Annotated in this window: 28 protein-coding genes, 2 tRNA genes, 1 CRISPR repeat array and 1 riboswitch; of the genes, 7 read left to right on the forward strand and 23 right to left on the reverse strand. The window is 62.2% G+C overall.

The window, feature by feature from the left end; translation table 11 throughout:
- Window positions 1-302 precede the first annotated feature (302 nt).
- Window positions 303-1415: an IMP dehydrogenase gene (locus tag Q0X18_RS13350; RefSeq protein WP_297563344.1), complete on the forward strand. Its 1113-nt coding sequence runs from the start codon at window positions 303-305 to the stop codon at window positions 1413-1415.
- A gap of 2 nt (window positions 1416-1417) precedes the next feature.
- Here Q0X18_RS13350 and Q0X18_RS13355 read toward each other — a convergent pair whose 3' ends face one another.
- The 4 genes from Q0X18_RS13355 to Q0X18_RS13370 all read right to left on the reverse strand — a co-directional run bounded on the left by Q0X18_RS13355 (window position 1418) and on the right by Q0X18_RS13370 (window position 3700).
- On the reverse strand, window positions 1418-1891 hold the full coding sequence (locus tag Q0X18_RS13355) for a DinB family protein (protein ID WP_297563345.1): 474 nt from the start codon (window positions 1889-1891) through the stop codon (window positions 1418-1420).
- Window positions 1892-2144: 253 nt separating this feature from the next.
- A tRNA-Ser gene (locus Q0X18_RS13360) sits at window positions 2145-2239 on the reverse strand.
- Between the two features lie 79 nt (window positions 2240-2318).
- Window positions 2319-2408, reverse strand: a tRNA-Ser gene (locus Q0X18_RS13365).
- A 74-nt stretch (window positions 2409-2482) separates the two neighbouring features.
- Window positions 2483-3700, reverse strand: coding sequence for an MFS transporter (locus Q0X18_RS13370; RefSeq protein ID WP_297563346.1), 1218 nt, complete (start codon window positions 3698-3700; stop codon window positions 2483-2485).
- 117 nt (window positions 3701-3817) lie between these two features.
- Here Q0X18_RS13370 and rlmN point away from each other — a divergent pair, with 117 nt between their 5' ends.
- From rlmN to Q0X18_RS13400, 6 genes are all read left to right on the forward strand, one after another.
- Window positions 3818-4846 carry a 23S rRNA (adenine(2503)-C(2))-methyltransferase RlmN gene (gene rlmN, locus Q0X18_RS13375; protein ID WP_297563348.1) on the forward strand — a complete coding sequence of 343 codons (1029 nt, stop codon included), beginning with the start codon at window positions 3818-3820 and terminating at the stop codon, window positions 4844-4846.
- Window positions 4847-4889: 43 nt separating this feature from the next.
- Complete coding sequence (locus Q0X18_RS13380) at window positions 4890-5381, forward strand: FKBP-type peptidyl-prolyl cis-trans isomerase (protein ID WP_297563354.1); 492 nt, start codon at window positions 4890-4892, stop codon at window positions 5379-5381.
- A gap of 89 nt (window positions 5382-5470) precedes the next feature.
- Complete coding sequence (rapZ, locus tag Q0X18_RS13385; protein ID WP_297563355.1) at window positions 5471-6301, forward strand: RNase adapter RapZ; 831 nt, start codon at window positions 5471-5473, stop codon at window positions 6299-6301.
- 15 nt (window positions 6302-6316) lie between these two features.
- Window positions 6317-7642, forward strand: a complete 1326-nt coding sequence (yvcK, locus tag Q0X18_RS13390; RefSeq protein ID WP_297563357.1) for a uridine diphosphate-N-acetylglucosamine-binding protein YvcK — start codon at window positions 6317-6319, stop codon at window positions 7640-7642.
- A 136-nt stretch (window positions 7643-7778) separates the two neighbouring features.
- Window positions 7779-8465 (forward strand): glucodextranase DOMON-like domain-containing protein, encoded by a 687-nt coding sequence (locus Q0X18_RS13395; RefSeq protein ID WP_297563358.1) that lies wholly within the window; start codon window positions 7779-7781, stop codon window positions 8463-8465.
- Between the two features lie 81 nt (window positions 8466-8546).
- Window positions 8547-8918: a phage holin family protein gene (locus tag Q0X18_RS13400; RefSeq protein WP_297563360.1), complete on the forward strand. Its 372-nt coding sequence runs from the start codon at window positions 8547-8549 to the stop codon at window positions 8916-8918.
- 16 nt (window positions 8919-8934) lie between these two features.
- Here Q0X18_RS13400 and cobT read toward each other — a convergent pair whose 3' ends face one another.
- From cobT to cmr4, 19 genes are all read right to left on the reverse strand, one after another.
- Entirely contained in the window at window positions 8935-9981 is a 1047-nt protein-coding gene (cobT, locus tag Q0X18_RS13405) for a nicotinate-nucleotide--dimethylbenzimidazole phosphoribosyltransferase (protein WP_297563362.1), read from the reverse strand.
- 96 nt (window positions 9982-10077) lie between these two features.
- On the reverse strand, window positions 10078-10494 hold the full coding sequence (locus tag Q0X18_RS13410; RefSeq protein ID WP_308446053.1) for a bifunctional adenosylcobinamide kinase/adenosylcobinamide-phosphate guanylyltransferase: 417 nt from the start codon (window positions 10492-10494) through the stop codon (window positions 10078-10080).
- 6 nt (window positions 10495-10500) lie between these two features.
- A complete protein-coding gene (locus Q0X18_RS13415; protein ID WP_297563364.1) occupies window positions 10501-11046 on the reverse strand; it encodes a histidine phosphatase family protein in 546 nt (181 codons plus the stop codon).
- On the reverse strand, window positions 11043-11378 hold the full coding sequence (locus tag Q0X18_RS13420; RefSeq protein ID WP_297563366.1) for a hypothetical protein: 336 nt from the start codon (window positions 11376-11378) through the stop codon (window positions 11043-11045). The genes Q0X18_RS13415 and Q0X18_RS13420 overlap by 4 nt, the downstream gene beginning before the upstream one ends.
- On the reverse strand, window positions 11379-12179 hold the full coding sequence (locus Q0X18_RS13425; protein ID WP_297563367.1) for an ABC transporter ATP-binding protein: 801 nt from the start codon (window positions 12177-12179) through the stop codon (window positions 11379-11381).
- Window positions 12176-13183 (reverse strand): iron ABC transporter permease, encoded by a 1008-nt coding sequence (locus Q0X18_RS13430; protein WP_297563998.1) that lies wholly within the window; start codon window positions 13181-13183, stop codon window positions 12176-12178. The genes Q0X18_RS13425 and Q0X18_RS13430 overlap by 4 nt, the downstream gene beginning before the upstream one ends.
- A 64-nt stretch (window positions 13184-13247) precedes the next feature.
- On the reverse strand, window positions 13248-14126 hold the full coding sequence (locus Q0X18_RS13435; protein ID WP_297563368.1) for an ABC transporter substrate-binding protein: 879 nt from the start codon (window positions 14124-14126) through the stop codon (window positions 13248-13250).
- Window positions 14127-14251: 125 nt separating this feature from the next.
- Window positions 14252-14428, reverse strand: a riboswitch (cobalamin riboswitch).
- A 56-nt stretch (window positions 14429-14484) separates the two neighbouring features.
- Window positions 14485-15690 (reverse strand): TIGR02710 family CRISPR-associated CARF protein, encoded by a 1206-nt coding sequence (locus Q0X18_RS13440; RefSeq protein ID WP_297563369.1) that lies wholly within the window; start codon window positions 15688-15690, stop codon window positions 14485-14487.
- A 178-nt stretch (window positions 15691-15868) separates the two neighbouring features.
- Entirely contained in the window at window positions 15869-16276 is a 408-nt protein-coding gene (locus Q0X18_RS13445; protein ID WP_297563370.1) for a putative toxin-antitoxin system toxin component, PIN family, read from the reverse strand.
- Between the two features lie 8 nt (window positions 16277-16284).
- The gene (locus Q0X18_RS13450) at window positions 16285-16491 is read right to left on the reverse strand and encodes a hypothetical protein (RefSeq protein ID WP_015586271.1); all 207 of its coding nucleotides are present in this window, start codon (window positions 16489-16491) and stop codon (window positions 16285-16287) included.
- A 57-nt stretch (window positions 16492-16548) separates the two neighbouring features.
- Window positions 16549-18460: a CRISPR direct-repeat array (repeat unit 35 nt; unit sequence GTTTCAATCCCCTTACGGGGCTTTTTGTTTGCAAC).
- Window positions 18461-18836: 376 nt separating this feature from the next.
- A complete protein-coding gene (gene cas2 / locus Q0X18_RS13455) occupies window positions 18837-19112 on the reverse strand; it encodes a CRISPR-associated endonuclease Cas2 (protein WP_297563373.1) in 276 nt (91 codons plus the stop codon).
- A gap of 1 nt (window position 19113) precedes the next feature.
- Window positions 19114-20085 carry a CRISPR-associated endonuclease Cas1 gene (gene cas1, locus Q0X18_RS13460; protein ID WP_297563374.1) on the reverse strand — a complete coding sequence of 324 codons (972 nt, stop codon included), beginning with the start codon at window positions 20083-20085 and terminating at the stop codon, window positions 19114-19116.
- Window positions 20082-21548, reverse strand: coding sequence for a TIGR02710 family CRISPR-associated CARF protein (locus Q0X18_RS13465; RefSeq protein ID WP_297563375.1), 1467 nt, complete (start codon window positions 21546-21548; stop codon window positions 20082-20084). The genes cas1 and Q0X18_RS13465 overlap by 4 nt, the downstream gene beginning before the upstream one ends.
- Complete coding sequence (cas6, locus tag Q0X18_RS13470; protein WP_297563376.1) at window positions 21502-22290, reverse strand: CRISPR-associated endoribonuclease Cas6; 789 nt, start codon at window positions 22288-22290, stop codon at window positions 21502-21504. Before cas6 ends, Q0X18_RS13465 begins: the two co-directional genes overlap by 47 nt.
- A 28-nt stretch (window positions 22291-22318) precedes the next feature.
- Window positions 22319-22606, reverse strand: coding sequence for a type II toxin-antitoxin system VapC family toxin (locus tag Q0X18_RS13475; protein ID WP_297563377.1), 288 nt, complete (start codon window positions 22604-22606; stop codon window positions 22319-22321).
- Window positions 22606-22860, reverse strand: a complete 255-nt coding sequence (locus tag Q0X18_RS13480; RefSeq protein WP_297563378.1) for a type II toxin-antitoxin system VapB family antitoxin — start codon at window positions 22858-22860, stop codon at window positions 22606-22608. Before Q0X18_RS13480 ends, Q0X18_RS13475 begins: the two co-directional genes overlap by 1 nt.
- A gap of 51 nt (window positions 22861-22911) precedes the next feature.
- A complete protein-coding gene (gene cmr6, locus Q0X18_RS13485) occupies window positions 22912-23937 on the reverse strand; it encodes a type III-B CRISPR module RAMP protein Cmr6 (RefSeq protein ID WP_297563379.1) in 1026 nt (341 codons plus the stop codon).
- Window positions 23934-24296 carry a type III-B CRISPR module-associated protein Cmr5 gene (gene cmr5, locus Q0X18_RS13490; RefSeq protein WP_297563381.1) on the reverse strand — a complete coding sequence of 121 codons (363 nt, stop codon included), beginning with the start codon at window positions 24294-24296 and terminating at the stop codon, window positions 23934-23936. The genes cmr6 and cmr5 overlap by 4 nt, the downstream gene beginning before the upstream one ends.
- A complete protein-coding gene (gene cmr4, locus Q0X18_RS13495; protein ID WP_297563383.1) occupies window positions 24293-25135 on the reverse strand; it encodes a type III-B CRISPR module RAMP protein Cmr4 in 843 nt (280 codons plus the stop codon). Before cmr4 ends, cmr5 begins: the two co-directional genes overlap by 4 nt.
- Window position 25136 lies beyond the last annotated feature (1 nt).

Here is a 25136-nt window from a genome sequence, read left to right on the forward strand (position 1 = left end):
CCGCTAGGCAAACCCCACCAGTCATTTCAAAACGAAACGCCGGGGTTAGTGGGTAGCTCGAGCGAAGGGAAATGGCCTCGAGCCAGACATCATACGCATTTCGGTAGTATCGTTCACTTTGACAAGCCTAAACGATACTACCGAAATGCTTTTCTACTCCCTTCGGTCGGCTTGAATCCTTCACCTCTGACTGCGTCCAACGCTGAAGGATTCAAGCGGAAAGGGTATCACCTCTTGTAAAGCCGGCCCACTGTAGCAGGCGTAGTAGACCCCCCGTCCAGGCTTTAGTACAATTTTGGCCCGTGAACTACGGAATTTTTGATGGCATCGCCCAGGAAGCTCTGGAAAAAACCCAGGCCGACCTGGCCCGCTACCCCTACGAGCGTTTTGAAACCTACTACACCTTCGCCGACAAAACCATCATCCCCACCTTTCTGACCCAGCCGGTCTCGCGCCGCCAGGTGGAGGTGCGCCAGCTTTTTTACACCACCAAAGGCACCATCGAGATTTTCCCGGCCTTTGGGGCTTCCATGAGCATGATGCGCAGCCGTTTTGCCCGCGACGTGTGGGACGGGGGCAACGGGGGGGTGCACATTCTGCCCAGGGTGGGGCTTTCCGACGAGGAGCGCCTCCGGGACGTGCAGGCCAGCGCTCCGGCCCTGGTGGGGGCTGCTTTGGGCACGAACGAGAAAGAGGAGTTTCTGGCCGAGCTCTTCGCCCAGCCCAACCTGATTTTCGCCTCGATTGACATCGCCCACGGGGCCAACGCGGCGGTGCTGCCGGTGCTGGCCAAGATTCGCGGGCTGGGCATTGATAGCGGGGTGATTCTGGGCAATGTGGGCTCCATCGAGGGCTTCGCCTACGCCTACTGGCTGATGAAGCTCTCGGGCTTCCGCCACTTCATCCTCAAGGTGGGGGTGGGGCCGGGCTCGGTCTGCACCACCCGCATCAACACCGGGGTGGGGGTGGGCCAGCTCTCGCTGCTGGAGGAGGTTCGCCGGTTCCAGTCGGTGGTGGGGTACAGCGACGTGCAGATTATCGCCGACGGCGGGGTCAACAGCTCGGGCGACTTTGTGAAGGCCCTGGCCTACAGCGACGGGGTGATGATGGGCAAGTTCTTTGCCTCCGGCAGCTTCGAGGACGAGGTGCTCATCAAGAAAGACGGGCAGCTCGAGGGCGTTCTGCTCTACGGCATGGCCTCCATGCTGGTAACCGAGAAGCGCAACTTCATCGAGGGCTCCTCGCAAACCCTGCGGGCCTTCCACCACACCGCCCAGGAGGCCATCGCCCGCCTGCGCGAAGGCCTGCAGAGCGCCATGACCTATGTGAACGCCACCAACCTGACCGAGTTTAGGGGCAATGTGCGTTTTGCCAAGAACTCGGCGGCAGCCATCACCGAGGCGGGGGTGCACTAGACTCAGCGAGCCATCTGCAGCACCTCGCGGATGCGCCAGAAAGCCAGGTAGAGGTGATGGGCTTCGTGCACCAAGAAGAGCTCGAGCCACTCCCGTAGCAGCATGGGCCCGGCTGCGCTGTGGATGCCAATGCGCTCGAGCTGGGCCTCGCTCAGGGCCGCTACCTGCTGGTTAAGCTGGGCCCGCAGTTCTTTGAGCTGGTTCAACACCTCCTCAGGAGAACGCTCCACCAGCAGCAAAAAGGCCGGTTCGGTATCGGGCTTCAGCCGCTCAATCAGGGGGGTTTCTTCCTGCAGGATGCGGGCCATGCGGTCCTGGGTGACCAGGGTGAAGTGGGCCAGGTGGGCAAAGTTCTCGTGGGCCGACCATTTGTCGGGCAGGCTGCGCTGGCGCAGTTGTTCAGAGGTAGCCTGGCCCAGAATTTGGGGCAAACCAGCCAGCGAAAGCTCAAAACGGGCTAGTAGAGTGTTGTTCATATTGTAATAGCATAGGCCAAGTCGGCGTTTCATACCGTTTCCGCTTGAGTTCTTCACCGTGGAGCGCAGTCAAAGGTGAAGGATTCAAGCCGACCGAAGGGAGTAGAAAAGCATTTCGGTAGTATCATTTAGGCTTTCAAAAGTGAACGATATTGGCGAAATGCGTATCAGATGTAAAAACCCAGGCCTCCAAGCAAAAAGCTGGGGTCTTGGCCCCAACCCTTGCCACAGCTTTCTTTGTACTGCTCTATTCTGGCGGAGGAGGGGGGATTCGAACCCCCGATAGGGACTTTCGTTCCCTATAACGGTTTAGCAAACCGCCGCCTTCAGCCACTCGGCCACCCCTCCATCCAACTGTTCGGTTTTGGGGGCTGTCCCTAAAACCGCAACCGATACTTTAGCACAAAATCCGGTAAATGAAATAGCCTGGCGGAGGGAGAGGGATTCGAACCCCCGGTAGACTTGCGTCTACAACGGTTTTCAAGACCGCCGCTTTCAACCACTCAGCCATCCCTCCAGGACAGCGCATTCCTAACTATGGCTAAGCTCCCCTGGGTTGTCAAGTAAAATCATTGATCCGAATCCTGGGGTTTAGCGCACCGAGCGGATCTGGCGAACCAGGATGGTGCCCAGTACAAAGCAAACCGCCGCTATCAAGAACAGTACCGTATAACCCAGACCGGGGCTTTGGCGGTTGAAGGCATCGAGCATGGCCCCAAATCCGCCCGCTAAAACCTGCGGCAGTACGATGGAGGTCTGCCAGATACCCATATCGGTGGCATGGGCCTGGGGGTTGGGCAGCACATCGGAGACCAGGGCCCAGTCCACTGCCAGGTAGGCCCCATACAGCACCCCAAACACCAAAGCCAGCACCATCAGCACGTCGTAGCGGGGCAGTAGCAGGATCGGCAGCATCAGCACCGCCAGCCCCACCCCGGCTACGTAGATGAGGGGTTTACGGCCATGCCGGTCAGACAAACGCCCGGCCGGAACCGCAGACACCGCCGCTCCAATGGAGATGAGCAGGCCCAGCAGGGCCACCGCCTGAAAGGCTTCGGTCGCTAGGGTTTGACCGAAGGTCTGGAAGGTTTGTACCACATCGGCCAGATAGTACTGCAAATAGGTTTGCACCACGTACTGGGCCAACATCACCAAAAAGCGGGTGAGCCAGACCCAGCGAAAATCGGCGCTGCGCCAGGGGGCTATCATGCTCTCCCACAGCCCCCGGCGCTGGGGCCTCAAGCCCGGCACCTCGCGGATCAGGCTCAGAATCATGCCGGCTGCGGCCAGGTTGAGCAGGGCAATCAACAAAAACTGCCACTGTAGGTTGGCCAGCAGGAAGCCCACCGCCCCCGCCGCCACCTGACCCCCTACCTGGAGCGCACCCAGCCAGCCCGAGGCCACCCCTCGCTCGCGTCGGGCCGTGAGGTCGGGGATCAGGGCCGAGTAGGGGCCGGTAGCCATGTCGTCGGCCAGTTGCAGCAGCAAATAGGCCACCACCAGCTGCCAGTAACTGCCTGCATAGGCCATCCAGACCAGCGAGCCTGCTGTCAGGATAGTTCCTATTGCCAAAAATGGCATTCGGCGGCCCACCCGGTCAGAGATGTAGCCCCAGATGGGCGGCCCGATTAAAGCCATTACCGCCCCCAAGGCAAACAGCAGCCCCAGGCGGGTAGCCCGCTCGGGTTCGGGTACCAGCTCTGCCACCCGCGCCGGTAACAGTACGAGTAGAATCAAAAACCACTTGAAGCTGCTGGCAAACCAATAAGAGGAAAGCACCAAATACCAAGGGTTGGTGTGAGCGCGCATTTGCCCCAGTATACGGGCGGCTGACAGGAAAGCCGTCAGGAGGTCGGCGCATTGGAAGCCCGAGAACCTCGAGCCGCCCACCTTCTGAAGCAGTCGCGCCCGCTATACTAAAGCGTTATGGCTTTGCCGCAAGACCAAACCCCCCTACTTTCGCTGCCCATCGAAGAGCTTCCGGGCCAGGGCTACCGCCGGGCGCAACTGGCTGCCTGGCTCTACGCTAAAGGGGCGCGGCAGTGGGAGGAGATGACCGACCTGCCCAAGGCCCTGCGGGCCGAGTGGGCCGAGCAGTACCGCATCTCGGAGTTCGCCGAGGTGACCCCCTTCCCAAGCCAGGACGGCTCGGTCAAGTACCTGTTCACCCTGCTGGACGGCCAGAAGACCGAGGCCGTGTACATGCCCTATCTGAACCGTAAAACCATCTGCATCTCCAGCATGGTGGGCTGCCCGGCGGGCTGTACCTTTTGCGCTACCGGCCGGATGGGCTTTGGGCGCAACCTGACCGCCGCCGAGATTCTGGATCAGATTCTGTTTACCGCCCACCATCAGGGGCACACCCCCCGCGAGATTCGCAACGTGGTGCTGATGGGCATGGGCGAGCCGCTCCTGAACGTAGATAACGTGTTTGCGGCCCTCGAGCGCATGCTACACCCCGAGGGGCTGGCCATGAGCCCGCGCCGTGTTACCCTTTCGACCGTAGGGATTCCCCGGGGCATCTACAAAATGGCCGAGTGGGGGCTCGAGGTGCGCCTGGCCCTCTCGCTCCACGCCCCCGACGACGAAACCCGCCAGCAAATCATCCCCACCGCCCACCGCTACAGCATCGCCGAAATTATGGAAGCTGTGCGGCACTACTACGCCCAGACGGGCCGCCGCATCACCCTGGAGTACACCCTGCTCAAGGGCATCAACGACCACGACTGGCAGGCCCGGGCCCTGGCCCAGCACTTCAAGGGCATTAGCGTCCACATGAACCTGATTCCCTGGAACCCCTGGGAGGGGGCCCCGCATCAGGGCACCCCCAGGGCGCAAATCCTGAAGTTCGCTGCCATTCTGGAGCAGCAGGGCATCCCCACCTCGGTGCGCTGGAGCCGGGGGCGCGACGTGGGGGCGGCCTGTGGCCAGCTCGCGCTGAAGCAACCCGCCTGAGCCAGTCATCGCGCTGGGCAAAAGCCATACAATGGGCAGCGATATGAACCGAAACGTCATCGTCATAGTGGTTATCGTGCTGGCTTTGTTGGGTATGGGGGCCTATTTTCTGTTTGGGCAACGCCCAGGCAGCCAGACCAGCGCAGACAGCGGCACACTCTGCGCCAACCAACCCCCTGCCGCTACCGGCCTTACCAACGAGGGCGTCACCGCCCTCCGCATCGAAGACCTCAAGGAAGGCAACGGCCCCCAGGCCATCACCTCCAACACCGTGCGGGTGCAGTACATCGGGCGGCTGGTAGATGGCAAGCAGTTCGACACCTCCTGCCAGCCGGGCCGCACCCCCTTCGAGTTCACCCTGGGGGCGGGTGAGGTGATTCCCGGCTGGGATTCGGGCATTGTGGGCATGCGGGTCGGCGGTCAGCGCCGCCTGATTATTCCGGCCAATCTGGCCTATGGCGAGCGCAGCCCCAGCCCCGATATTCCCCCCAACTCGGCCCTGGTTTTCGACGTGGAGCTGCTGGAGATTCGGTAAGCACCGTACTGAAGCTGTTGACCCTTGGCGTACAAAAGCCGCCGATATACTTGAATGCGTACTACCAGTGGGTAGGTTGGGGTGAATTAATGCGGTTTGTGGTGCTCAGTGGACAAAGCGGGGCCGGCCTGACTTCGGCCCGGATGGCCCTAGAAGACCTGGGCTATTTTTCGGTAGACAACCTCCCGCCCCAGCTCTGGGCAGACCTGCTGCAAACCGTGGAGGCCCGGGGCATCCACAAGGTGGTGGTGGTGCTGGACATCCGAGCCCGCAACCTGCTCGACGAGGTGGATACCGTACTGAGCCAGCTCAAGCCCTTCATCATCTTTTTGGAGGCCAAGTCGGACATCCTGCTCAAGCGCTACAACCTGTCGCGCCGCCTACACCCGCTGGGCATGGGCAACCTGCTGCGCGAGATTGAGGAAGAGCGTCTGGCTTTGGCCCCCCTGCGCGACCGGGCCGACCTGGTGATTGATACCTCCGAGCGTTCCCCCCGCCAGCTCAAGGAAGCCCTCGAGGCCGCCCTGGGCGAAGAGGAGGGGTTTTTGCTGCGGATTTTTTCCTTCGGCTTCAAGTGGGGCCCCCCGCAGGACGCCGACCTGGTGCTGGACGTACGCTCGCTGCCCAACCCCCACTACGACCCGGTGCTCAAAGCCCGCCCCGGCACCGACCCCGAGGTGGCCGGGTATGTGTTTGCCGATAAAAAGAACGAGCCCCTCTACCGTGCCCTGCTGGCCACCATCGGGCTTTCGGCAGAAGGCGCTCGCCAGACCGGGCGGGCTGCGTATACGGTAGCCATCGGCTGTACGGGGGGTCAGCACCGCAGCGTGGCGGTGGCCGAACGCCTGGCCCAGGAGCTCTCGAGTCGCTTTCGGGTGGAGCTCGAGCACCGCGACCTGGAAAAAGCCCTCTCGGCTTGAGGGAGACCGGCCCCTATGATCTGGAACAAGGCCAAACGCCCCAACCTGCAAAGGCTCGCCCAGGGCCTGCGGGCCAACCCCGCCGACGACCGCTTCCTTAGCTCGTTGCGCTGGCTGCTGCCGGGCATGCGGGTCAAGCGGTATGCGTTTTTGGCTGCCCTGGGCATGCTATGCATGTTTACCGGGGTGGTGCACCTCTCGTGGCAAACCTCGCTCCTACCCTGGTTCTTGCAGACCACCCGCTGGGCCGGCTACTTTTCCATCCCGCTGTGGATCTCCGGGGGGCTTTGGCTGCTGGGTGGCCTGGTGCTGTTTTTGATGGGCTTGCGCTGGATGAACCGCAGCATGCTCTCGGCCATCACCGACCCCAGCTCGGTCTCCAAGCAGGTGTACATACGCCGGAGGCTCGAGGCCGGCCCCCGCATTGTGGCCCTGGGCGGGGGCACCGGGCTTTCGCGCGTGCTGCGGGGCCTCAAGATGGAAACCGCCAACATTACCGCCGTGGTAGCAGTCACCGACGACGGCGGCTCCACCGGGCGCCTGCGGGTCTCGTTTGGGGTTCCGGCGGTGGGCGACCTGGTGGACTGCCTGGCAGCCTTATCGGATGCCGAGGGTCTTCCCGACCTAATGGAGTACCGCTTCCAGCGTGGGGAGGAGCTCAAAGGCCATACCTTTGGCAACCTGATGCTGGTCTCGCTGTCCGAACTCAACAACGACTTCGCCAAAGCTATGCGTCAGGCCAACCAGGTGCTGCGCCTGCGCGGCGCGGTATGGCCCGCTACCTACGAAGCGGCCCGGCTCTGGGCCGAACGCGAGGATGGCTCGCGGGTGCAGGGGGAGACCGCCCTGCGCGAACAACCCGGCCGGATTCGCAGGGTGGGGTTGGCCCCTATTGGGGTAGCCGCCATGCCCGAGGCCATCACCGCCCTGCAAAAAGCCGATTTGATTGTGCTGGGGCCGGGCAGCCTCTATTCCAGTGTGATTCCCAGTTTTTTGCCCAAGGGCATCCAGATCGCTATTCAGCAGTCTCCGGCCAAGCTGGTCTACATTGTCAACATCATGAGCGAGCGCGGCGAGACCGAGGGCATGGATGCCTACGACCATTTTCACGCGGTCGAGCAGCACCTGGGCCGCAGGCCCAATGTGGTACTGGTCAATAATGCTCACATCCCAGACGATTTGCTCAAACGCTACCGGGCCGAGGGCCAGATGCCGGTACACTTCAACCCCAAACGTTTCGAGGGGCTGGGGGTACAGATTGTGGCCGACGATTTTTTGGAGCCCGGCTTTGCCCAGCACGACCCCAAACGCTTGGTCAAAGCCCTAATAAACCTGTGCTAGGCTAAAACATCCCCTTGATATGGGGCCGCAGACAGGGTAGGGTGTGGGCTCGTGGGCAGCTCTGGCTCACCTGTTACCTGTATTCACACATATACCACCGTGGCATTGTTGGGTATTGCAGGGAAACCCATCCGCCATGATCCCCCTTCTCTTCTCCGACCCTGTAGGTGACGACTATGGCCTGGGCTATGCCTATCCTCGAGCGGCCCTGTTTGCCGAGGCCGGCTTTGCCGACCTGACCGGTTTTGAAGCCCTTCGCAAAGGGGAAAAGGTGGTACTCCGGGTCAGGCTCCACCGCTATCCAAACCCTGGCAACGCCCCTAACGGCTTTTCGCTGGCTAGCATCGGCATCTATATCCATACCGAGCCCGGCGGCCAGGAAGAACTCCCGGGAGCCGGCTTCAAAACCCCCCCAGGGCAGGGGTGGAACTGGGCCTATTTGCTAACCGGCTGGAAAGCCGAAGAGCACCGACCCGATGGCAGTGTGCAGGCCGTTCCGGTTGCGAAGAATGGAGACTGGCTCGAGCTTTCCCCCAACCTGCCCCCAGGGGACTACGCCTACTACGTGGCGGTGGGGCTCTACGACCCCTTCACGCCCTGGCACTTTCGCCCGGTGCGCCCCGGTGGGGGTACCTGGACGATCGATGGGCCAGCAGACGCCCCCGCCGCCGTAGACGTGCTCGCACAAAACCAGCACCAGGCCTACCAAAGCGGTGTGCTGCACCCCACGCGGGCCATCCAGAACCGCATCCCCTGGGCCATCCTGAGCGCTGCTTTGGGAGTGCTGTTTATCCTGCTGGCCTTCCGCTTTCCTCGACGGTGAGCTTATCTCTTGCTTCGCTGAAGCCAAGCTGTGCCAGGGGCTTCGGCTATCCGGACAGGCCCAGGCGGTGTACCCTGGGCTATGCGCGGTTTCTTGCTGCGGTTGCTACTCAACACATTGGCCCTGTGGATCGTAACCCAGCTCTATGGCGGTCTCTTTTTCGCCAGGGGCAGCAGTCTGGGTGATTATCTCCTAGCCGGGCTGGTATTTGGCCTGGCCAACGCCTTGCTCAAACCGGTGTTGTTGTTGCTTACCCTGCCCTTCAATATCCTGACCCTGGGTCTGTTTACCCTGGTGGTCAACGCCGTGATTTTATTGATTGTGGCGAGCCTGACCCCGCTGGAGGTGCGGGGGTTTGGTGGGGCTTTGATTGGAGCCGTCTTGCTCTCGGTGATCAGCTTCGGACTCAATCTGCTTACTGGGCCTTCGGATCGAAAAGAGAGGCGTCGCTGACCGACCCAGCCTTTGACTATGGCGCCGTAGTTTGCGACACCCCGGCCTGGGCAAAGGTAGCCATCCCTGCCATTACCGAAGCCGCCGCCCGCAGGATGGGAAAGCTCAAAACCGCCCCGGTGCCCTCACCCAGGCGCATGTCCAGCTCGAGGATGGGCCTTAGCCCCAGCGCCTCCAACTGCCTTCTGTGCCCCGGCTCCAGCGAGCGGTGTCCGGCGAAAAGATATTCGCGCACGTTCGGCTCGATGCGGCAGGCCAGCAAAGCCCCGGCGGTTACCGGGAAGCCGTCGGTGACCAACGGCAGGCCGGCCTCGGCCCCGGCCAGAAACACCCCCGCTATCGCCGCAATTTCCAGCCCCCCCAGCTCTGTGAGCAGCTCGAGCGGCCCGGCTTGAGTAAGGTCGCCCAGGCGGGACTGAGCTCGCTGCAGCGCCCTGCGGACGACCTGCACCTTTTGCTGGTAGCGGGCCTCGTCCACCCCCGTACCGCGCCCGGTCACCGCCTCAGCCTCCAGACCCAGCAAGGCCGCGGTGAGGGCTGCCGCAGCGGTGGTATTGCCGATGCCCATATCGCCGGCGGCCAGGAGGGTAGCGCCCTCGGCGATGGCCCGGCGGGCGGCCTCGGCCCCGACCCGGATGGCCTGCTCGGCTTCGGCGCGGGTCATGGCAGCCTCCTGGGCGATGTTGCCGGTGCCCGACCGCACCCGCTCCGGCGACGGAACGGGGGAGTTGATGCCCACGTCGAGCACGTAAACCTGGGCGTCGGCGGCTCGAGCAATTTGATTGATGGCCGCGCCCCCCGCCCGAAAGTTCAGGAGCATCTGGGCGGTCACCTCGGATGGGTAGGCCGAGACGCCCTCGGCGGCCACCCCGTGGTCGGCGGCGCAGACGATCACGGCGCCCTTGCCCAGCGTGGGCCGCAGGGTCTGCTGGATGGCGGCCAGGCGAACCCCCAGTTCCTCCAGATACCCCAGCGAGCCCGGCGGCTTGGTGAGCTGATCCTGGTGGGCTCGAGCCTGGGCCAGCCATTCTTGGGGGATGGGTGGGATGTTGAAGTGCATCATAGACTATTTAATCTGTACCGGAATGCCCGCCACCAGCAGGTAGACCCGGTGGGCCTCCTGGGCGACGCGGGTGTTGGCCGCCCCCAGCAGGTCGCGTTAGTGCCGGGCCAGGGAGTTCTCGGGCACGACGCCCAGGCCCACCTCGTTGCTGACCACCAGCAGGGTTTTGCCGGTCTGGGCCCGAACCGCCAGCAGGTGCTCGAGCGCGGGCAGCACCTCGAGCCCGGCCAGCATCAGGTTGGAGACCCACAGGGTCAGGCAGTCCAGCAGCACCACCCCATGCCGGGCCTCCTGCAGGGCCTGGGGCACCTCGAGCGGGGCTTCCAGGGTTTCCCAGGTGGGGGGGCGCTCGGCCCGGTGCTTAGCGATGCGCTGGCGCATCTCCCCGTCCAGCGGCTCCGCTGTGGCGATAAAGCTCACCTGCGCCTGCCCCAGGGCCAGGGCCTGGGCCTGGGCAAAGCGGCTCTTACCGGCCCTGGCTCCCCCCGTGATGAGCACCAGATGGTTCTGCACAGGGCCTCACCCCTTGTCCTCGGGTGTCCGCACGAAGCGCACCCGCTTGTGCGCCCAGTCCACCCCTACCACTGCACAGGGCGGCAGGAAGCGGTCTTGATCTAGCTCCCGCAGCACCATGCGCAGCACCCCCCCGTGGGTGAAAACCAGGTGGCGGCCCGCCGGCAGGCGGTCGAAGAAGCCATACACCCGACAGCGCAACTGGGCGGTGGACTCCCCCCCGGGCGCCTGGAAGCCATCAAAGGCCAGGAGCGCCGCTTTGTAGGCCTCGGGCAGCTCGGCCCACTTCAGGCCCTCGAGCTGGCCGAACTCGAGCTCGCGCAGCGCCACCGAGACTTCTTGGGGTTCGCCGTAGGCCAGCCGGGCGGTCTGGATGGCCCGTTGCAAATCGGAGGCCACCACCCGCTCGAAGCGTTCGGCGGCCAGCCAGCCCGACAGAGCCCGGGCCTGCTGCTCGCCCAGCGCGGTAAGCGGCACATCGCTCCAGCCGGTGAGCCGCCCCTCCTGGTTCCACGGGGTCTCTCCGTGCCGCACCAGCCAGAGTTCGCTCATGGCTCCACCCAGGCATAAAAGGGGGTCTCCACGAACTCCGGCGGCCCCGCCAGATACAGCCCCAGCCCCGGCAGGCGCAGCACCGGGCCCTCCTGCTCGAAGTCCAGGGGATCGGCAGGCAGGGCATACAGCAGGGTTTCACCCGGCGGCAGCCCGGCCCGCATCAGGTGGGCGTGCCCCGCCCCCCGCCCCATGCGCACACACGTGGTCTGGGCCGAGCGCATCACCGCCACATAGCGCGCCAGCCGCGGCCCGTCCTGGGTCATCAGGCGGCGCACCTCGCCCAGGTCGAGCACCAATAGTTTGGGGGTAACCTTCAAGCTGGCCTGCATCTACCCTCCCAGGAGCACCACCGGCTGGCCCTCGATCCACCGCACCCGCACCTGCCGGCCATACACCTGCTGCAACAGGGCCTCGCTCAGCACCTCGCCCGGCCGGCCCTGGGCCAAAAGCCGCCCCTCCGACAAAAAAGCCACCCAGTCGGCCTTACCGGCCAGGTTGGGGTCGTGCAGCACCGTAAGGATGCCCAGCCCCTGGGCCCGCAAGCCCGCCACCAGGGCCAGAAACTCGGCCTGGTGGTGCAGGTCGAGGTGGTTGGTGGGCTCGTCCAGCAGCAAAAACCTGGGCCGCGCCGCCAAGGCTCGGGCCAGCAAAACCCGCTGCCGCTCCCCGCCCGAGAGCGTGGGCAGCAGCCGGTGGCGGAACCCGCTCACCTGGGTCTGCTGCATGGCCCATTCCACCGCCTCCCGGTCGGCCCGGCCCCCCCGCCCCAGCAAGCCCAGGTGGGGGGTGCGGCCCAGGGCCACCACCTCTTCTACCGTGAGGTCTTCGGGGTAGCCGCCGTTCTGCGGCAGGAAGGCGATCTGCTGGCCTCGAAGCCAGCTCGAGTACCCCCCCAGGGGCCGCCCGCCCAGGTACACCCCCCCTCGAGTTGGCTTCAAGAGCCCGGCCAGTAGGCGCAGCAGGGTAGACTTCCCCGAGCCGTTGGGCCCCAACAGGGCCAGCCACTCCCCCGCGTTCAGCTCGAGGTGGATATCCTCCAGCACCGCCCGGCCCCGGTAGGCAAAGGAGACCTCGAGGGCCCCCAACCCCCTCACCACAGGCCCTTCGATCACAGCCTTCCCCTCGCTCATACCCGCCGCCCCCGCCACAGCAAGTACAGGAAAAAGGGCCCCCCCAGCAGCGTGGTCACGATGCCCACCGGCAGCTCCGCCGGGGCCACCAGCACCCGCGCCCCCAGGTCGGCCCAGAGCAACAGCACCGCCCCTCCCAGGGCCGAGCCCGGCAGCAGGTAGCGGTAGTCGCCCCCCAAGAGCCGCCGGAGCACGTGCGGGGCCACCAGGCCCACAAAACCGATGATGCCGGCCTGGGCCACCGCCGCAGCGGTCAGCAGGGTGGCGGCCCCAATCAAGAGCAGCTTGAGCCCCTCGAGCGGCAGTCCCAGGCTGCGGGCGGTCTCCTCGCCCAGGGTGAGGGCGTTGAGGGTGCGGGCCAGCAGCAAAAAGAGCGGCAAGGTGAGCAGCAGGTACAAGGCCAGCGACCCCACCCCCGGCCAGCTCAGGAAGGCCAGGTTGCCCAGGGTATAGGCAAACACCGCCCGCACCCGGTCGGCATCCTGCAGCATCAGGTAGCTGGTCAGGCCCACCAGCACGCTTCCCACCACCACCCCGGCCAGAATCAGGTCGTGGGTGCGGCTGGCCCCACCCGAGAGAAAAAGCACCAGCAGAACGGCCCCAATCGCCCCCAGAAAGCCAAACCAGGTGGCCGAAGCGGGCAGAAAACTGAACACCGCATGCTGGGCAAAGGCCCCACCCAGCCCCCCCGCCAGGCTCACCGCCAGCGTGACCCCAAAGGCCGCCCCCGCCGCCGAGCCCATCAGGTAGGGGTCGGCCAGGGGGTTGCGAAACAGGCCCTGGAAGGCCGCACCCGAGAGGCCCAGCGCGGCCCCCACCAGCAGGGCCCCCAGCACCCTGGGCAGGCGCAGCTCGGTGATGATGGGGTTCTCGCCGAGGCCCAGCAAAGCCCGCACCACCTCATCCGGCGCAATGGGCACGGCCCCCTGCCCCACCCCCAGCACCAGGCCCAGCACCAGCAGGCCCAGCAGGCCCGTAAAAACCAGCAGCCGCCGACCGAGCATTCGGCCCCGGCGCCCCCCCGCAAGGGGGGATACGCGGCCTGGATAGGTGGTCTTTTGCATGGTTCTAGCGCAGCTCGGGGTGGAAGCAGCCCACCAGGAGTTGCAACCCCTGGGCTACCCGCGGGCCGGGCCGCGAGAGCAGGTTGTCCTGCTGGCCGGTAAAAGCGCAGATGCGCTGGTTGCGGATGGCCGCCAGGCTGCCCCAGCCCGCCCGCTTGGGCAGGTCGGCGGCCCCTGGATGGGTGAGCACGATAACGGCGGGGTTCTTCTGCACCACCAGCTCGGGGCTGATCTGGGGGAAGAGCCCCAGCTCCCTGGGGACGATGTTCTGGCCGCGGGCCTTGGTAATCAGCACGCCGATGAACGATTCGGGCCCCACCGTGTAGGGCGTGGGGTCAATCTCGTAGTAGACCGTGGGGCGCTGGGTGGCCTTGGCCGCCCGGGTCTCCACCGCGTACACTTCGCGTTGTATTTGCGCCACCAGCCGCTCGGCCTGGGCTTCCAGCCCCAGCACCCGGCCCAGCAGGCGGGTGGTGCGGAAGATGTCGTCGTAGGTTTCGGGCTTGATGGCAAAGGTAGCGACCCCGGCCCGCTCGAGCCCCTCGTGCAGCTTGCCGTAGATCGAGACGATCACCAGGTCGGGCTTGAGGGCCAGGATGGCCTCGAGGTTGGGGTTGAAATACCCCCCCACCTTGGGCAGCCGCTTGACCTGCTCGGGAAAATCGGAGAAGTCGTCCACCCCCACCAGCCGCCCACAGGCATTCAGGGCGCACACCGTCTCGCTGACCGAGGGCAGCATGGCCACAATGCGCTGGGGCGCGGCTTTGAGCGTAACGCTGCGGCCCAGGTCGTCGGTCAGGGTGCGCGGGAACGGCTGGGCCAGGCCAGAGGTTAGTAGCGCAAAGCTTAGAGCCAGAAGCAAAAGCCAGAAAAATCTCTTCATCGCGTCCCTCCCCAACCCGGTCTCGCCGCTGGGCGTAAAAAAACGCCCTCGGGAGTGAGGACGCTACAGATAATGTAGAGATTCCCCGAGACTCCTCCTTCATGCGAGAGGTGCCTTCTCTATCGGAGTTGAGAAGGCGTTTTGGCAGGTATTCGGACTTCGGGCGGTGGCTGGCGACCGCTCTGCGGATCGCTTAAGCCCCAATGCACCGTTACCGCTGCGCGACAGTGCCGGACTTTCACCGGACTTCCCCACTTTAAGCCAGGGCTACGCGCCCAGGCACCAAAACTTGACCGGGTTGTCGGGCCCTAACGGGCCTGTTTCCAGGCTACACCCCCCAAGCCCACCCGACAAGCACCTACCAGTTGGGCCAGGCCGGAGCGGCCTCGAGGCCCTTTTCACCCAGGTAGTCTTGCAAACCTTTCAGGGCCTCGGGCTTAACCGGCTTTACCCCGTGGGCCAGAATGCTGCTGTGGCGCTGCTGCAACAGGCCTTGAAGCTGGCTCGAGTAGTCACCATAGAGCTGCTGGGCCAGGGTTCCGGTATTGCCCAGCCGGGTGTCAATTTCAAAGGCCAGCCCCAGGGCCTCCTTGAGTCCGGGGGTTTTTCGACCGGCCAGATCCTGTAGCTTGTCGGGGTAGGTGGAAGCCAGGCGCAGCTCAATGCCGGTGCGCTCGTACAGGTCGGCCTCGGCAGCCAGCTCCACCGCCCGGTAAAGCCGGGCCAGGGCGTCGTCGTAGCGGCCCCTGGAGGCCCGGCGCTGGGCGTTGGCCAGGAGGTCGGCCAGCAGGGCAAAGGTGGGCTTGCCCTCCCGATCCAGGATGGCCCGCAGCCGGGCTTTGGCCTGCTGCAACTCCTGCAACGCCCGTACCTTGGTTCCGTGCCCCCAGGCCTCGGCAATGGCAAGGGCGGGCTCGAGGTGTGCTTCCAGCTTCTGCCAGGCCGCCTTGTGGTAGAACAAGTCCCACTCCAGCATGCCCTCGGTAATCCCCTTCAGGTGCTCGTAAAAGCGCTTTTCGGAGGGGGTCAGGGGCCGGGCCAGCAGTTCGTCCAGAAACTCCTGTGCGGCCCGGTAGTCGCACTGGTTCCAGGCCCGCCGGAAGCCCTCCCACTCGCGCAGGCCGTAGCGGTAGGTGGGGTCTTCCAGCAGCCGCAGCCGCTCGCTGCCGCTTTTCACCCGCCCCTGGCCGTCGCGGGCCTCGCCGCCCACATAGCTAAAGGTAACGCCCTGCCCGGTAAGGGCCAGCACCAGCCCCGCCGACATGGTTTTGGTGCCCCCGGTAATATCGGCCACTATGGCCCGCGCCTCCCACTCGAGCGCCTTTTGCAACGCCAAGCGCCCCTTGCGAAACACCTCGCCCAGGTCTTCGGGGTCGTCGAGCAGCAGGGTATGGTAGCGCAACTCAGCCCTATACCGCTGGATAAGCTCTGCCGACACCACCTGCGAACCCTGGCTAGCTATAAAAATCACCCCCTGCGGGGTGTGCTCGGTCAGGGCAAACTCGAGGGGCTCCAGGGTCTGCCCCACCCCCAGAATCAAAACTGTGTTTAGTTGCTCCTGCACGCCCCCAATCTATCAAACTTCACGCGGCCTTTGCGTGGCATTTGTTTACAACCCTGGGATGGCTATGCCACCCCCCCACCTGCGACAAGCGATGGTCAAATACCTCTGCCAACCCCACCAGGCCCAGAAACTATTACTCAAACCCGATTTGGGCAAAATCAGCACGCTGCAGATTTGACTAAAGGCCATAGGGATCCAGCTTTTTTAGGAGCCAAGTTACGCTTACAACCGGGATGTTATGGACTTTTTTGAGCGACAGCAAGTCGCTCTTGTCCCCTGTAACCAAGTAGTCGGCTTTGGCGGCCAGCAACGTCCCGATGATCGCATCATCATCGGGGTCGGGCGAAAGGTGCACCCGCTCGGGCGTAACCACCTGCGAGGCTTGTTTGAACTGCCGTATAAACCGACCGATTAGCACTTTGTTTTTAACTTTGGGAAACTTTTTTTGAATTACCCGCTTGAATTCTTCGATTTGGTCTTGGGAGGTCACAATTTCAAAACGCTTTCCCTCTAGCCCCAGATCAACCACCAGATGATGTGCTCTACCACGGGTCAGGATGGCCGCTATCAAAACATTGGTGTCCAAAACAACTTTCAACTTTTCTCCAGCGTTCGGAATACTTCTTCTTCGGTAAGCCCGCTGGTAGCACTGATTCTCCTCGCCAGCTCTGCAGCCTCCAAAGCGGCTTTTTTGCGCTTGGCTTCCTCTCTTAGAATTTCCCGTAGCCGTTTGTACCAGCCTGGGCCATAAGCTTCTTTGAAGCGCTCGAGTTCCTTTTCTAAAGTAGTGGGCAGAACCATAATCTCATGATAGCTCACCCCTGTTAGCCCCGCCACAGCGCCGCCTGGCCCAGTCGAGTTTCAATCCCCTTACGGGGCTTTTTGTTTGCAACCAATCAGACATACGCCGCCATCTCATGGGATGGCGAGTTTCAATCCCCTTACGGGGCTTTTTGTTTGCAACCGGCGGGACTTCACGGTCAACGCCCTGGCCTACCCCATCTGGGAGTTTCAATCCCCTTACGGGGCTTTTTGTTTGCAACGTCGCCATTATTGCCGCCTTCAGCGGCGGCTTCTGGTCGTTTCAATCCCCTTACGGGGCTTTTTGTTTGCAACACGGCAAGAGGAATGAGGTTGTTAGAAAAACTTATGTGTTTCAATCCCCTTACGGGGCTTTTTGTTTGCAACCTAGGTTTGTGAATGCCTTTGCCCTCCCCGCTGAGGCAAAAGTTTCAATCCCCTTACGGGGCTTTTTGTTTGCAACATAGCGCAACCCGACGATCTTGGTGGGGTTAGGCGCTACGGTTTCAATCCCCTTACGGGGCTTTTTGTTTGCAACAGGGGCAGCTTCCGCTACCCCTTGGCCGTTTTTGAGTAGTTTCAATCCCCTTACGGGGCTTTTTGTTTGCAACGGTATACCTGCCAGTCCTGCGCCGGGAGAACGGGGTTTCGGGTTTCAATCCCCTTACGGGGCTTTTTGTTTGCAACTGTGAGAAACGTTACGCACGTATCTCATGATTATCACGCGTGTTTCAATCCCCTTACGGGGCTTTTTGTTTGCAACTAGAGAAGCTCGAGGCCGCCGTGCGTGTAATAAAGAAAGGGTTTCAATCCCCTTACGGGGCTTTTTGTTTGCAACCACCCTCAACGCCCACACCCAAGAGGGTGTATGGACGTGGTTTCAATCCCCTTACGGGGCTTTTTGTTTGCAACAACTCGAGCTTCTCTACAACCCCCGTGAGCCGTGCGATGTTGTTTCAATCCCCTTACGGGGCTTTTTGTTTGCAACAAGCCAGCATCGAGGCGTTCACGTTCGTTGGAGGAAACTCCAGTTTCAATCCCCTTACGGGGCTTTTTGTTTGCAACACTACGCACCGTCACCGTGACGCCTACCGAACTCGATATGTTTCAATCCCCTTACGGGGCTTTTTGTTTGCAACGTGGATTACCTGGGAAACGCCCTGTACATTGAACACGCCGAGGTTTCAATCCCCTTACGGGGCTTTTTGTTTGCAACTCGGTCTTCATCGAGGGCCGGCTGGTGCAGGACTCCTGGGCGTTTCAATCCCCTTACGGGGCTTTTTGTTTGCAACTCAACCCGGCGCAACCACGCTCCAGTCGGGTGCCCGGCGTTTCAATCCCCTTACGGGGCTTTTTGTTTGCAACAATCGCTGAGGAAATGGCAGCGTTGCAAGCCAAAGCCAAGTTTCAATCCCCTTACGGGGCTTTTTGTTTGCAACCCGTGGTCGGGTCAGGGACTTTGCTGGCGGGGGCGCAAGTTTCAATCCCCTTACGGGGCTTTTTGTTTGCAACAAACCGAGGTGGTGCGTTCGGTGCGGGTGAAATCGCAGCCGTGTTTCAATCCCCTTACGGGGCTTTTTGTTTGCAACTGTAGATCAGCCGTAGCTGCTGATCCGCATCCGGCGTAAGTTTCAATCCCCTTACGGGGCTTTTTGTTTGCAACACTTTCCCCAACGCTCAAGAAATAGTTACCCGCCAGGTCTCGTTTCAATCCCCTTACGGGGCTTTTTGTTTGCAACACATTAGCCCTCTTGCCCGAGCCGGGGCGGGTAATCCCCGGGTTTCAATCCCCTTACGGGGCTTTTTGTTTGCAACCGGCTGCGCCGGTACTCCGTGGGAGTAGTCCGTGATGTTAGCTGGTTTCAATCCCCTTACGGGGCTTTTTGTTTGCAACCTGGGGCATGTCCATACGCTGGACAAGTCGCACCCCCAGCGTTTCAATCCCCTTACGGGGCTTTTTGTTTGCAACAGCATACCCCGTTAAACGCCGTGCTGTACAGGGGTGCTGGAGGGGGTATTTATGAGAAAATGGAGTTATCCACAGCCCCCCTGTGGATAACTGGGGTAAAAAGTGCGTTTTTTGCGATGAGGGCTTACTTTCCCACACTTTTAGATTTTTTGTGGCGTGGGTTTGCCTTTTTCATCGCAAAAACTGGCTTTCAAAGTGCGCTGTCGAATTGCTCGACAACAGCATTATAGCATTTTGCGCAAAACATAATGGGTTATTTGGTGAAAGTGTTTCCATGCTGTGCTGGACTGGTTTCGGGCTGGGTTTTGTGTGGGGTGGGGTGCGATCGCGCAGGCATTTTTGGCGGGTGGGGGCAAGGTTATGGGGGGTGTAACGGCTAGAGAATCAGGAAGTCGGGGCTTTGGGTGAGGCGGCCCAGGCCCAGCACCTCCACCGTGCCGCCAATGGGGTAGATGCGGACGCTATCTTGGGAGAGCTCGAGCTTCTTTTGCAAAAGCTGCTTGAGTTGCTGGAGTTGCCCTGGGGCCAGCCAGCACTCGAACACCGAAAGCTGTACCCGCTCGCCAAAGCTCTTGAGCACGTTGGCAACCTTGACCCGGCGACCATCGTCGGGGATGTCGTAGGCAATGGTGTAGAAGCGTTCGTCGGGCATTTCACCTCCACAGGTAGAAAGGTGTGTAGGGTTCGCGGCCCAGCATGGCCGCCTTGAGGCGGGCCGCCTGGGTTTCGATGAGTTCCTGGTAGGGCTTACGGAAGCCCTTGGGGTGCTGGGCCTCCTGGCTAAAGCGCTCCTCGAGCCGCCTGAGCAGCACCTTGCGCCCGGCCTCGTTCAGATAAACCCCACCGTTGCGGGCCTCGCTGTGCTGCTGGGGGTTTAGCTCGCCGCGCAAAAAGGCCGCAACTACCACCGCGTCCACCACCGGAACCCTGAACTCCTCCATCAGGTCGAAGGCCAGGGCGGGGGCCCGGCGGCCCTCGGTGTGCAGCAGGCCCAGCTCGGGGTGCAGGCCAGCTATTCCAAGGGCCAGCAGCACCCGGCCCAGCAACACCATGTAGCCATAGGAGAGCGCGGCATTCACGGCATCGGTGGGGGGGCGGCGGTTGCGCCCAGAAAAGCCGTAGGGCGCAAGTACCGCTTGCAGCCCGGCAAAGTAGGCGCGGGCGGCGTTGCCTTCGATACCGCGCAGGGCCTCGAGGCTCCGGGCCTGGGGCAGGGCCTCGAGGGCGGCCTCTATCTCGGCCTGCTGGGGCGCGGTGGGGGCCTGGCGTGCGAGGCGCTCGAGCAGCATCTGCCCCGAACGCAGCTTGCCCAGCAAAAAGCCCTGGGCCAGCGGAAGGGGGTTTTGCTGGGCCAGAAGCTGGGCCCGCAGCACCTCGGGCGCAAGGCTTTGGGGGGCCTGGGCCTGCCCGTAAAGCTGGCCCTCCAAGGTGGCGTACAGCACCGGAACCCCCTGCCGCAACAGGAAGGCCAGGGCCGGGGTGGTCAGCCGCACATTGCCCCAGACCACCACCCCCCGCACCTTGCGGGCGGGCAGTTCGGCCAGGGTTTGCTCATCGAGCTCTACCCGCAGGCGGCCCTGGGAGAGGCGCAGGGTGGAGGATTGCTCGGTGAGGTGGAGGGTCACGATAGGGGAATGGGGTCGAACCTGACCTCTGGCAAGCCTCCACTTTGAACAAGAGCCACCAACACTTCAGACAGGTTTTTGGCGTTGTCCTCTGTGGGAAGCGTAAAGCCGTGGGCAAAAACCGAGGTGTTACGGGTTTTAGTGAGTCCGAGCACCTTGTTTACATTGACGGCTAAAGCCGGCCCATCCCCTAAGGCCCGGAGCAAAAAGAAGGCGGTGATAAAGTCTACCGCGCTTTTTTCTATCAGCTTGTCGTCTGATCCAGCCTTTGCAGCTTTACGCTCAGCTTGGTACTTCTCTTGGAAATCTTCGATAGAGGTATGGTTTGCAGCGCACAATCCCGGAAAGTCCGGCTTCTCTGTGTCAAAACCCCTGAGCGCAAGGCGGTGTTGCAAGAACAGCTCGAGGGCGCGGTAGCGCAAGAGCACGGCTTCGGCTATACGGCCCGTTTTTAGTCGCTTTTCGGTCATAAAACCGAGAGCTGCCAGCACGCAAGCCACTTGTTGAGGGTCTGCCAGAGGCGCTATGCTCTTGTCTTTGGCAGAAAGTGCCTCGGTAAGCTGAACAACGGCCTCGAGGGCTTCTTTTTGACGCCCGATGGTAGCGATGTGTTTAGTAAGGAAACTTTGCCTATGTGCGGGTTTTTGTAGTAGCTCGAGCAGATCATTAAGCCTGTCTTTGGCCTGCTTGAACTGGGCAGCATCCAAAGATTCGTAAGCCTCCGATAACACCGCCTCGAGGCTATGCGCCCGCCCTTCACGATCTTTAGCTTGGTCAAAAAGCTGCTTTGCAAGCGAAAAATCACCCCGTTTGTAGGCGTCTTTGGCGCGATGGTATATCCAGTCGGGTACGACCTCACGGGGGTTCTCGAGGCGCTTCAAAAACTCTGTTCCTGCTACAGGACGGCGTAATTCATCGTCGTATTCTTCGTTGTCTACGTAGTAAACATGCGCCGTGCGCCCCTCCTCGGCCAGCGAGAAGGCAAACATCGCCAACCCAGCCACCATCGCCTTGGTGCCTCCAGTCGGGTCAAAGGCAATGGCTGCACCCGGGGGAAGTTCGTCTACCTTTTGCCGCACCTGTTTATAAATGTCTTCTGGGTCGCTACGGCCAACCAGGAGGGTCTTGATGCGCTCCACCCCCCACCCCAATTCCCTCTCAATCCGCCCGCAGAGCTTTTCGGTGTCTTTGGTGTGCAACAAGTACACTCTGTCTGCATCCAGCGCCCGAACTGAAAGAATGACCGGCTCTGGCGTTGTTCCTACCGTGTGAAAGGAGGCCACATACTGCTGCTGTCCTCGATCTGCAAAGCCCTCTTTTGTGAGGGGCCAAATTTGCGTATCGTACAGCTCTTTGGCTTTTTGGCTCTGAGGAGAAGGTTCCGCTCGATTTGCACTCTCTTGCTTTATAAGGGTTTTATACTCCGCCCACAGTTCCCTTAAGCGCTCCTTGTTCTGATTCATCGGGCCTCCTTTCTTGTTGCAAGGGGTCAAACATCCGCACCCGCCCAAACCCCAGGCTGGTCTTGGCCCCTACTCCGGCGTAAAAGGCAAAGCGCCCCAGGGCCTGGAGCCACTGGGCCTCGGTGGGGCTGGCTTTGGGCAGATAGTAGACCACCCGGCCCACAAAGCCCACCCCCCGCTCGTCCTGGTTGGGGGCGATGTGGTGGGTGCGGCCCTGGAACTGGCCCACCAAAAGGCGCTCCCAGGCTTCCTGCACCTCCTGGGGCACCTTTACCGGAGCAAAGGCGTTCCAGCGCTGGGTGAGCGAGTCGAAGACCAGCCGGGGCTCGGGCAGGGGGTAGCTGTGCCCCTTGCGGCGGAAAAAGGTGGGGCTAGCAAACTGAAGCCCCAGGCTGGCGGTGGCCTGGCCCTGGAAGAGCCTGGGATAGGTGCTCACGCCGGCCCAGGGGTGCTCTTCTTGCAGCACCGCGCGCACCCGGAAGGCCTCCTTGAGCCGCACCGTCTGGCCTGCCAGGCCAAACAGATGGGGCGAGAGCCGGGCATACAGGCCCTCCTCCAGAAAAGCAATCCGCACCCACCACTGCCCCAGGGCTCCGCCCAGCCCCAGGCTGAAGGGGTTGTGCTGGGCCGCGTGCAGCTCGGGGTCGAGGGTCTTGAGCAAGCTATACACCAGGCCGCGCCAGCCGTCGGGGTCGGGGCGGGCGGGGCCCTCGAGGGGGAGTATCAGTGCTGCGAGTATCATGCCTGGTCGGTCTGGGCGAAGTCGTCGCCTACGTAGGCCAGAGGTGGCGGCCCTTGCCGTAGCGGCGGAAGGCCGAGAGGGCTTCGCGGTAGTGCTCTGCGTCAAACGGAACAATCTCCACGCGCAAGCGGCGCAACAGGTCTTCGAGCACAAACAATTGGGTTTCGCCCTCCCGTCGCACAAGCACCATTGCGGCTTCCACCAGCGGTGGAGCCCCCACGAGTAGCTGTTGGGCTTGGTTGAGCCGACGCGCCACCTCCGGATAACCGGGCTCGCGGAAGAGAATATGGAGCAGCACCGAGCTATCCAGAACCATCAGACCCCCTCCGGGCCAAAGCCCAGGATTTCTTCCTCTTCCTCTTTGGTTGGGCGGCGGCCTTTAGGGAGCAGATCGTGCATATCCCGCAGAAACTCCTCGATCACCTCGCTTCGTGGGCGCTCGGGCCGAGCCAGCCGGGCCTTGCGTTCCAAAAGGGCCTTGCGGATGGCCTCAGTCTTGGTCTCGCCGGTCAGACGGGCTACTTCTTCGGCCAGGCGCTCGACTTCGGGGTTTTTGACGGTCAGGGCCATGGGTTCAGTGTAGCTTGAAAAAAGCCGGATTTCAGTAAGGCTCAATGTGGCTTATCCCATTAGTTCCATTAGTTTCTGATACCAGTTTTTCTCCTCCTTGCCCTTGAGCAACTTGGCCGATTCCAAACGCTTCCAAATCTGCTTTGCAGCAGATTGCTTTTCTTCCACAGAGGCCTCGAGGTTGTATAGCTCAACAATGAGCGCCGGTGCTTGGGGAGCCAGGTCTTTGTCTTTAATCTGACCAAACCGCTGAAGCAGCAAGTCTACCGGCGATGTGGGCGCGGAGGGCGCAGCAGCTTGGGCTTGAGCTTTGGGCTCCTCGAGCCGCATACGGCCGTACCCCGAGGTGGTCTTGGCCCCGATGCCCTCCTCCCGCAAGGCCAGTTCCAGAATTTTCCAGGCAGCCTCGAGCCAGGGCTTCCCCTCCTCCTTGCTCACACCGGAAGCCAGGCCGAGGGCAAAGAGGAACTTGCCCGTCACGCTCAGAAAAGGAACCGGAATGGGGCTGTCCCAGTCGGCAGGAGGCACGTTCTCACCGCTGTAGTAGTCGCTGTGGTGAGGGGTCATCACGTCCGGGTGTAGCTGATACACGATAGGCACCGCATCGAAAAACACCAGCAGCCCGGCCTCCTCGGTGGTGCCAAAGAGGGCTTTTTGAGCCTCCCCACGGTGAAAGTTTTTCGGGTCGAGATCGCGAGCCCAAGCTGCACCCTCCAGACGAGTAGCCGCAAAGCGGCTTAGGAGGCCTTTGATGGCTGAGCCAGGGATGTAAGGAACTCCGTAGGTGCGGTGCAGGGTGAGGTGGGTCTCGAGGACGCTCTCTCCCCCTAACCCCACCACCAGCCGCCCCAGGGTCTCTACCTCCCGAATCTCGGCCTCAAGATGTTCCAAGGCCTGTCGATAGCGGTTTCGGTAACCCTCATAGTCTTTTGGAGCAACGGTTCCCGCTACCTGCGCTACCAAGGTGCGCTTGGCTTCGCTGTCCTCCTTCGCCGTGCTGGTGATGTACTTGTCCAGCCACAGCCCGGCATGGGTAGTGGGCTGCTTGTTCAAACTCTTGAGATCATTGCGCCTCATTCCCCGGCCCCCGCTTCCACGTCCAGCACGCTCTGGGCGAAGCGTTTGTACCACTGCGCCACTGCCAGCACCTCGCGGCTCAGGCGGAGGTACTGGCTGAGTTGGGCCTCGCGGCTTTGTTTGAGAAGTTCAGTCTTGGAAAGCCCAAGGGTCTGCGCCAGATCTTCCAAAAAGACCCGGTGGGCCTCCTTACCCCGCGACTCCACGAAGGCCAGGGCCTGGGCCAGCCCAGCCTGCCGCACCAGTACCGGAAGCTTGTGGGCCATACCTCCGTACTGATCCCGCCAGCTTGCTTCTTTGCCCTGATGCTGCGAAATCCGTTCAAAAGCCGACTTGGCCCGCTTTTGCTCCCGCGTCATCCTGCACCCCCCAGCCGCAGTTGACATAGCCCTCGGCCCACACTGGCCTTACCGCCCATCTGGGTATAGCCCAGAAGGGGCTTGAGGTCGTCCAAGGACACCGCCACCTCTTTCTTGCGGCTGCTGCCAAGGCTCAACAGCCCGTATAGCAAACTCTCTGCAGGCAGGCTCTCCTCGTACCACAAAGCGCCCTGGGCCACGGTTTTAGTCTCGTCCTCGAGGCGGATACGGGCCACCACCTCGGTGGCGGTCTCGAGCAAAAAGCCCATCACATCGTCGTGAACCAGGCAGATGCGGCCCTTCACCGGGGCCTCACTCTGCTGGGTCAGCCAGGTTTCCCAGGCTCCCAGTTCTGGGCTGGCCTGAAAGCTCAGGTCGAGGTCTTCCAGGTAAACCTTATCCCCTACTTTGAGCGTGCTGTTCTGGGATACATGACACCAGGCATCCGACGCAGGCGCAGTTGGCAGCGCAGGCGGATCAAGCCTGGCGAAACCAGCCTCGCGGGCAAAGCGCTCCATCAGGTAGGGGCTGGTAACATAGGCAAATACCCCTGCTAGGCTGCGTACCGGGAAGAGCAGTAGCTTGGCATCGCCGAACACCGCAGCCCCGGCGTGCTCCGAAGCGCTGCCGGTCTCGGGGCCAAAGAGGGCCAGCAGCTTTTCTTTGTCCAGCTTGCCACTGGCAGCATCCCGCAACACCCCCTTGACCGAGCTGCCGGGCAGATAGGGAATGCCGGTGGCCCGCTCGCGGGCGATGGGCAGGTCTATGCTGCCCACCCCCTGGCCGGTGCCGGGGTGTAGAGGGGAAAGGGCGTGTAGGAACAGGATATGGGTGTTCACA

It is taken from the genome of Meiothermus sp., assembly GCF_026004075.1.
Taxonomy (GTDB): Bacteria; Deinococcota; Deinococci; order Deinococcales; family Thermaceae; genus Meiothermus.

Bases quoted from the DNA above. Each gene is read 5' to 3' on its own strand.
- cmr6 (WP_297563379.1), bottom strand. From the start codon at position 23,937: ATGAGGCGCAATGATCTCAAGAGTTTGAACAAGCAGCCCACTACCCAT.
- Q0X18_RS13420 (WP_297563366.1), bottom strand. From the start codon at position 11,378: ATGCAGGCCAGCTTGAAGGTTACCCCCAAACTATTGGTGCTCGACCTG.
- Q0X18_RS13355 (WP_297563345.1), bottom strand. From the start codon at position 1,891: ATGAACAACACTCTACTAGCCCGTTTTGAGCTTTCGCTGGCTGGTTTG.
- yvcK (WP_297563357.1), top strand. From the start codon at position 6,317: ATGATCTGGAACAAGGCCAAACGCCCCAACCTGCAAAGGCTCGCCCAG.
- Q0X18_RS13450 (WP_015586271.1), bottom strand. From the start codon at position 16,491: ATGGTTCTGCCCACTACTTTAGAAAAGGAACTCGAGCGCTTCAAAGAA.
- Q0X18_RS13415 (WP_297563364.1), bottom strand. From the start codon at position 11,046: ATGAGCGAACTCTGGCTGGTGCGGCACGGAGAGACCCCGTGGAACCAG.
- rapZ (WP_297563355.1), top strand. From the start codon at position 5,471: ATGCGGTTTGTGGTGCTCAGTGGACAAAGCGGGGCCGGCCTGACTTCG.
- Q0X18_RS13425 (WP_297563367.1), bottom strand. From the start codon at position 12,179: ATGAGCGAGGGGAAGGCTGTGATCGAAGGGCCTGTGGTGAGGGGGTTG.
- cmr5 (WP_297563381.1), bottom strand. From the start codon at position 24,296: ATGACGCGGGAGCAAAAGCGGGCCAAGTCGGCTTTTGAACGGATTTCG.
- Q0X18_RS13430 (WP_297563998.1), bottom strand. From the start codon at position 13,183: ATGCTCGGTCGGCGGCTGCTGGTTTTTACGGGCCTGCTGGGCCTGCTG.
- Q0X18_RS13400 (WP_297563360.1), top strand. From the start codon at position 8,547: ATGCGCGGTTTCTTGCTGCGGTTGCTACTCAACACATTGGCCCTGTGG.
- Q0X18_RS13395 (WP_297563358.1), top strand. From the start codon at position 7,779: ATGATCCCCCTTCTCTTCTCCGACCCTGTAGGTGACGACTATGGCCTG.
- Q0X18_RS13475 (WP_297563377.1), bottom strand. From the start codon at position 22,606: ATGGTTCTGGATAGCTCGGTGCTGCTCCATATTCTCTTCCGCGAGCCC.
- Q0X18_RS13465 (WP_297563375.1), bottom strand. From the start codon at position 21,548: ATGAATCAGAACAAGGAGCGCTTAAGGGAACTGTGGGCGGAGTATAAA.
- Q0X18_RS13380 (WP_297563354.1), top strand. From the start codon at position 4,890: ATGAACCGAAACGTCATCGTCATAGTGGTTATCGTGCTGGCTTTGTTG.
- Q0X18_RS13480 (WP_297563378.1), bottom strand. From the start codon at position 22,860: ATGGCCCTGACCGTCAAAAACCCCGAAGTCGAGCGCCTGGCCGAAGAA.
- rlmN (WP_297563348.1), top strand. From the start codon at position 3,818: ATGGCTTTGCCGCAAGACCAAACCCCCCTACTTTCGCTGCCCATCGAA.
- cas6 (WP_297563376.1), bottom strand. From the start codon at position 22,290: ATGATACTCGCAGCACTGATACTCCCCCTCGAGGGCCCCGCCCGCCCC.
- Q0X18_RS13370 (WP_297563346.1), bottom strand. From the start codon at position 3,700: ATGCGCGCTCACACCAACCCTTGGTATTTGGTGCTTTCCTCTTATTGG.
- cas2 (WP_297563373.1), bottom strand. From the start codon at position 19,112: ATGCCCGACGAACGCTTCTACACCATTGCCTACGACATCCCCGACGAT.
- cobT (WP_297563362.1), bottom strand. From the start codon at position 9,981: ATGATGCACTTCAACATCCCACCCATCCCCCAAGAATGGCTGGCCCAG.
- Q0X18_RS13435 (WP_297563368.1), bottom strand. From the start codon at position 14,126: ATGAAGAGATTTTTCTGGCTTTTGCTTCTGGCTCTAAGCTTTGCGCTA.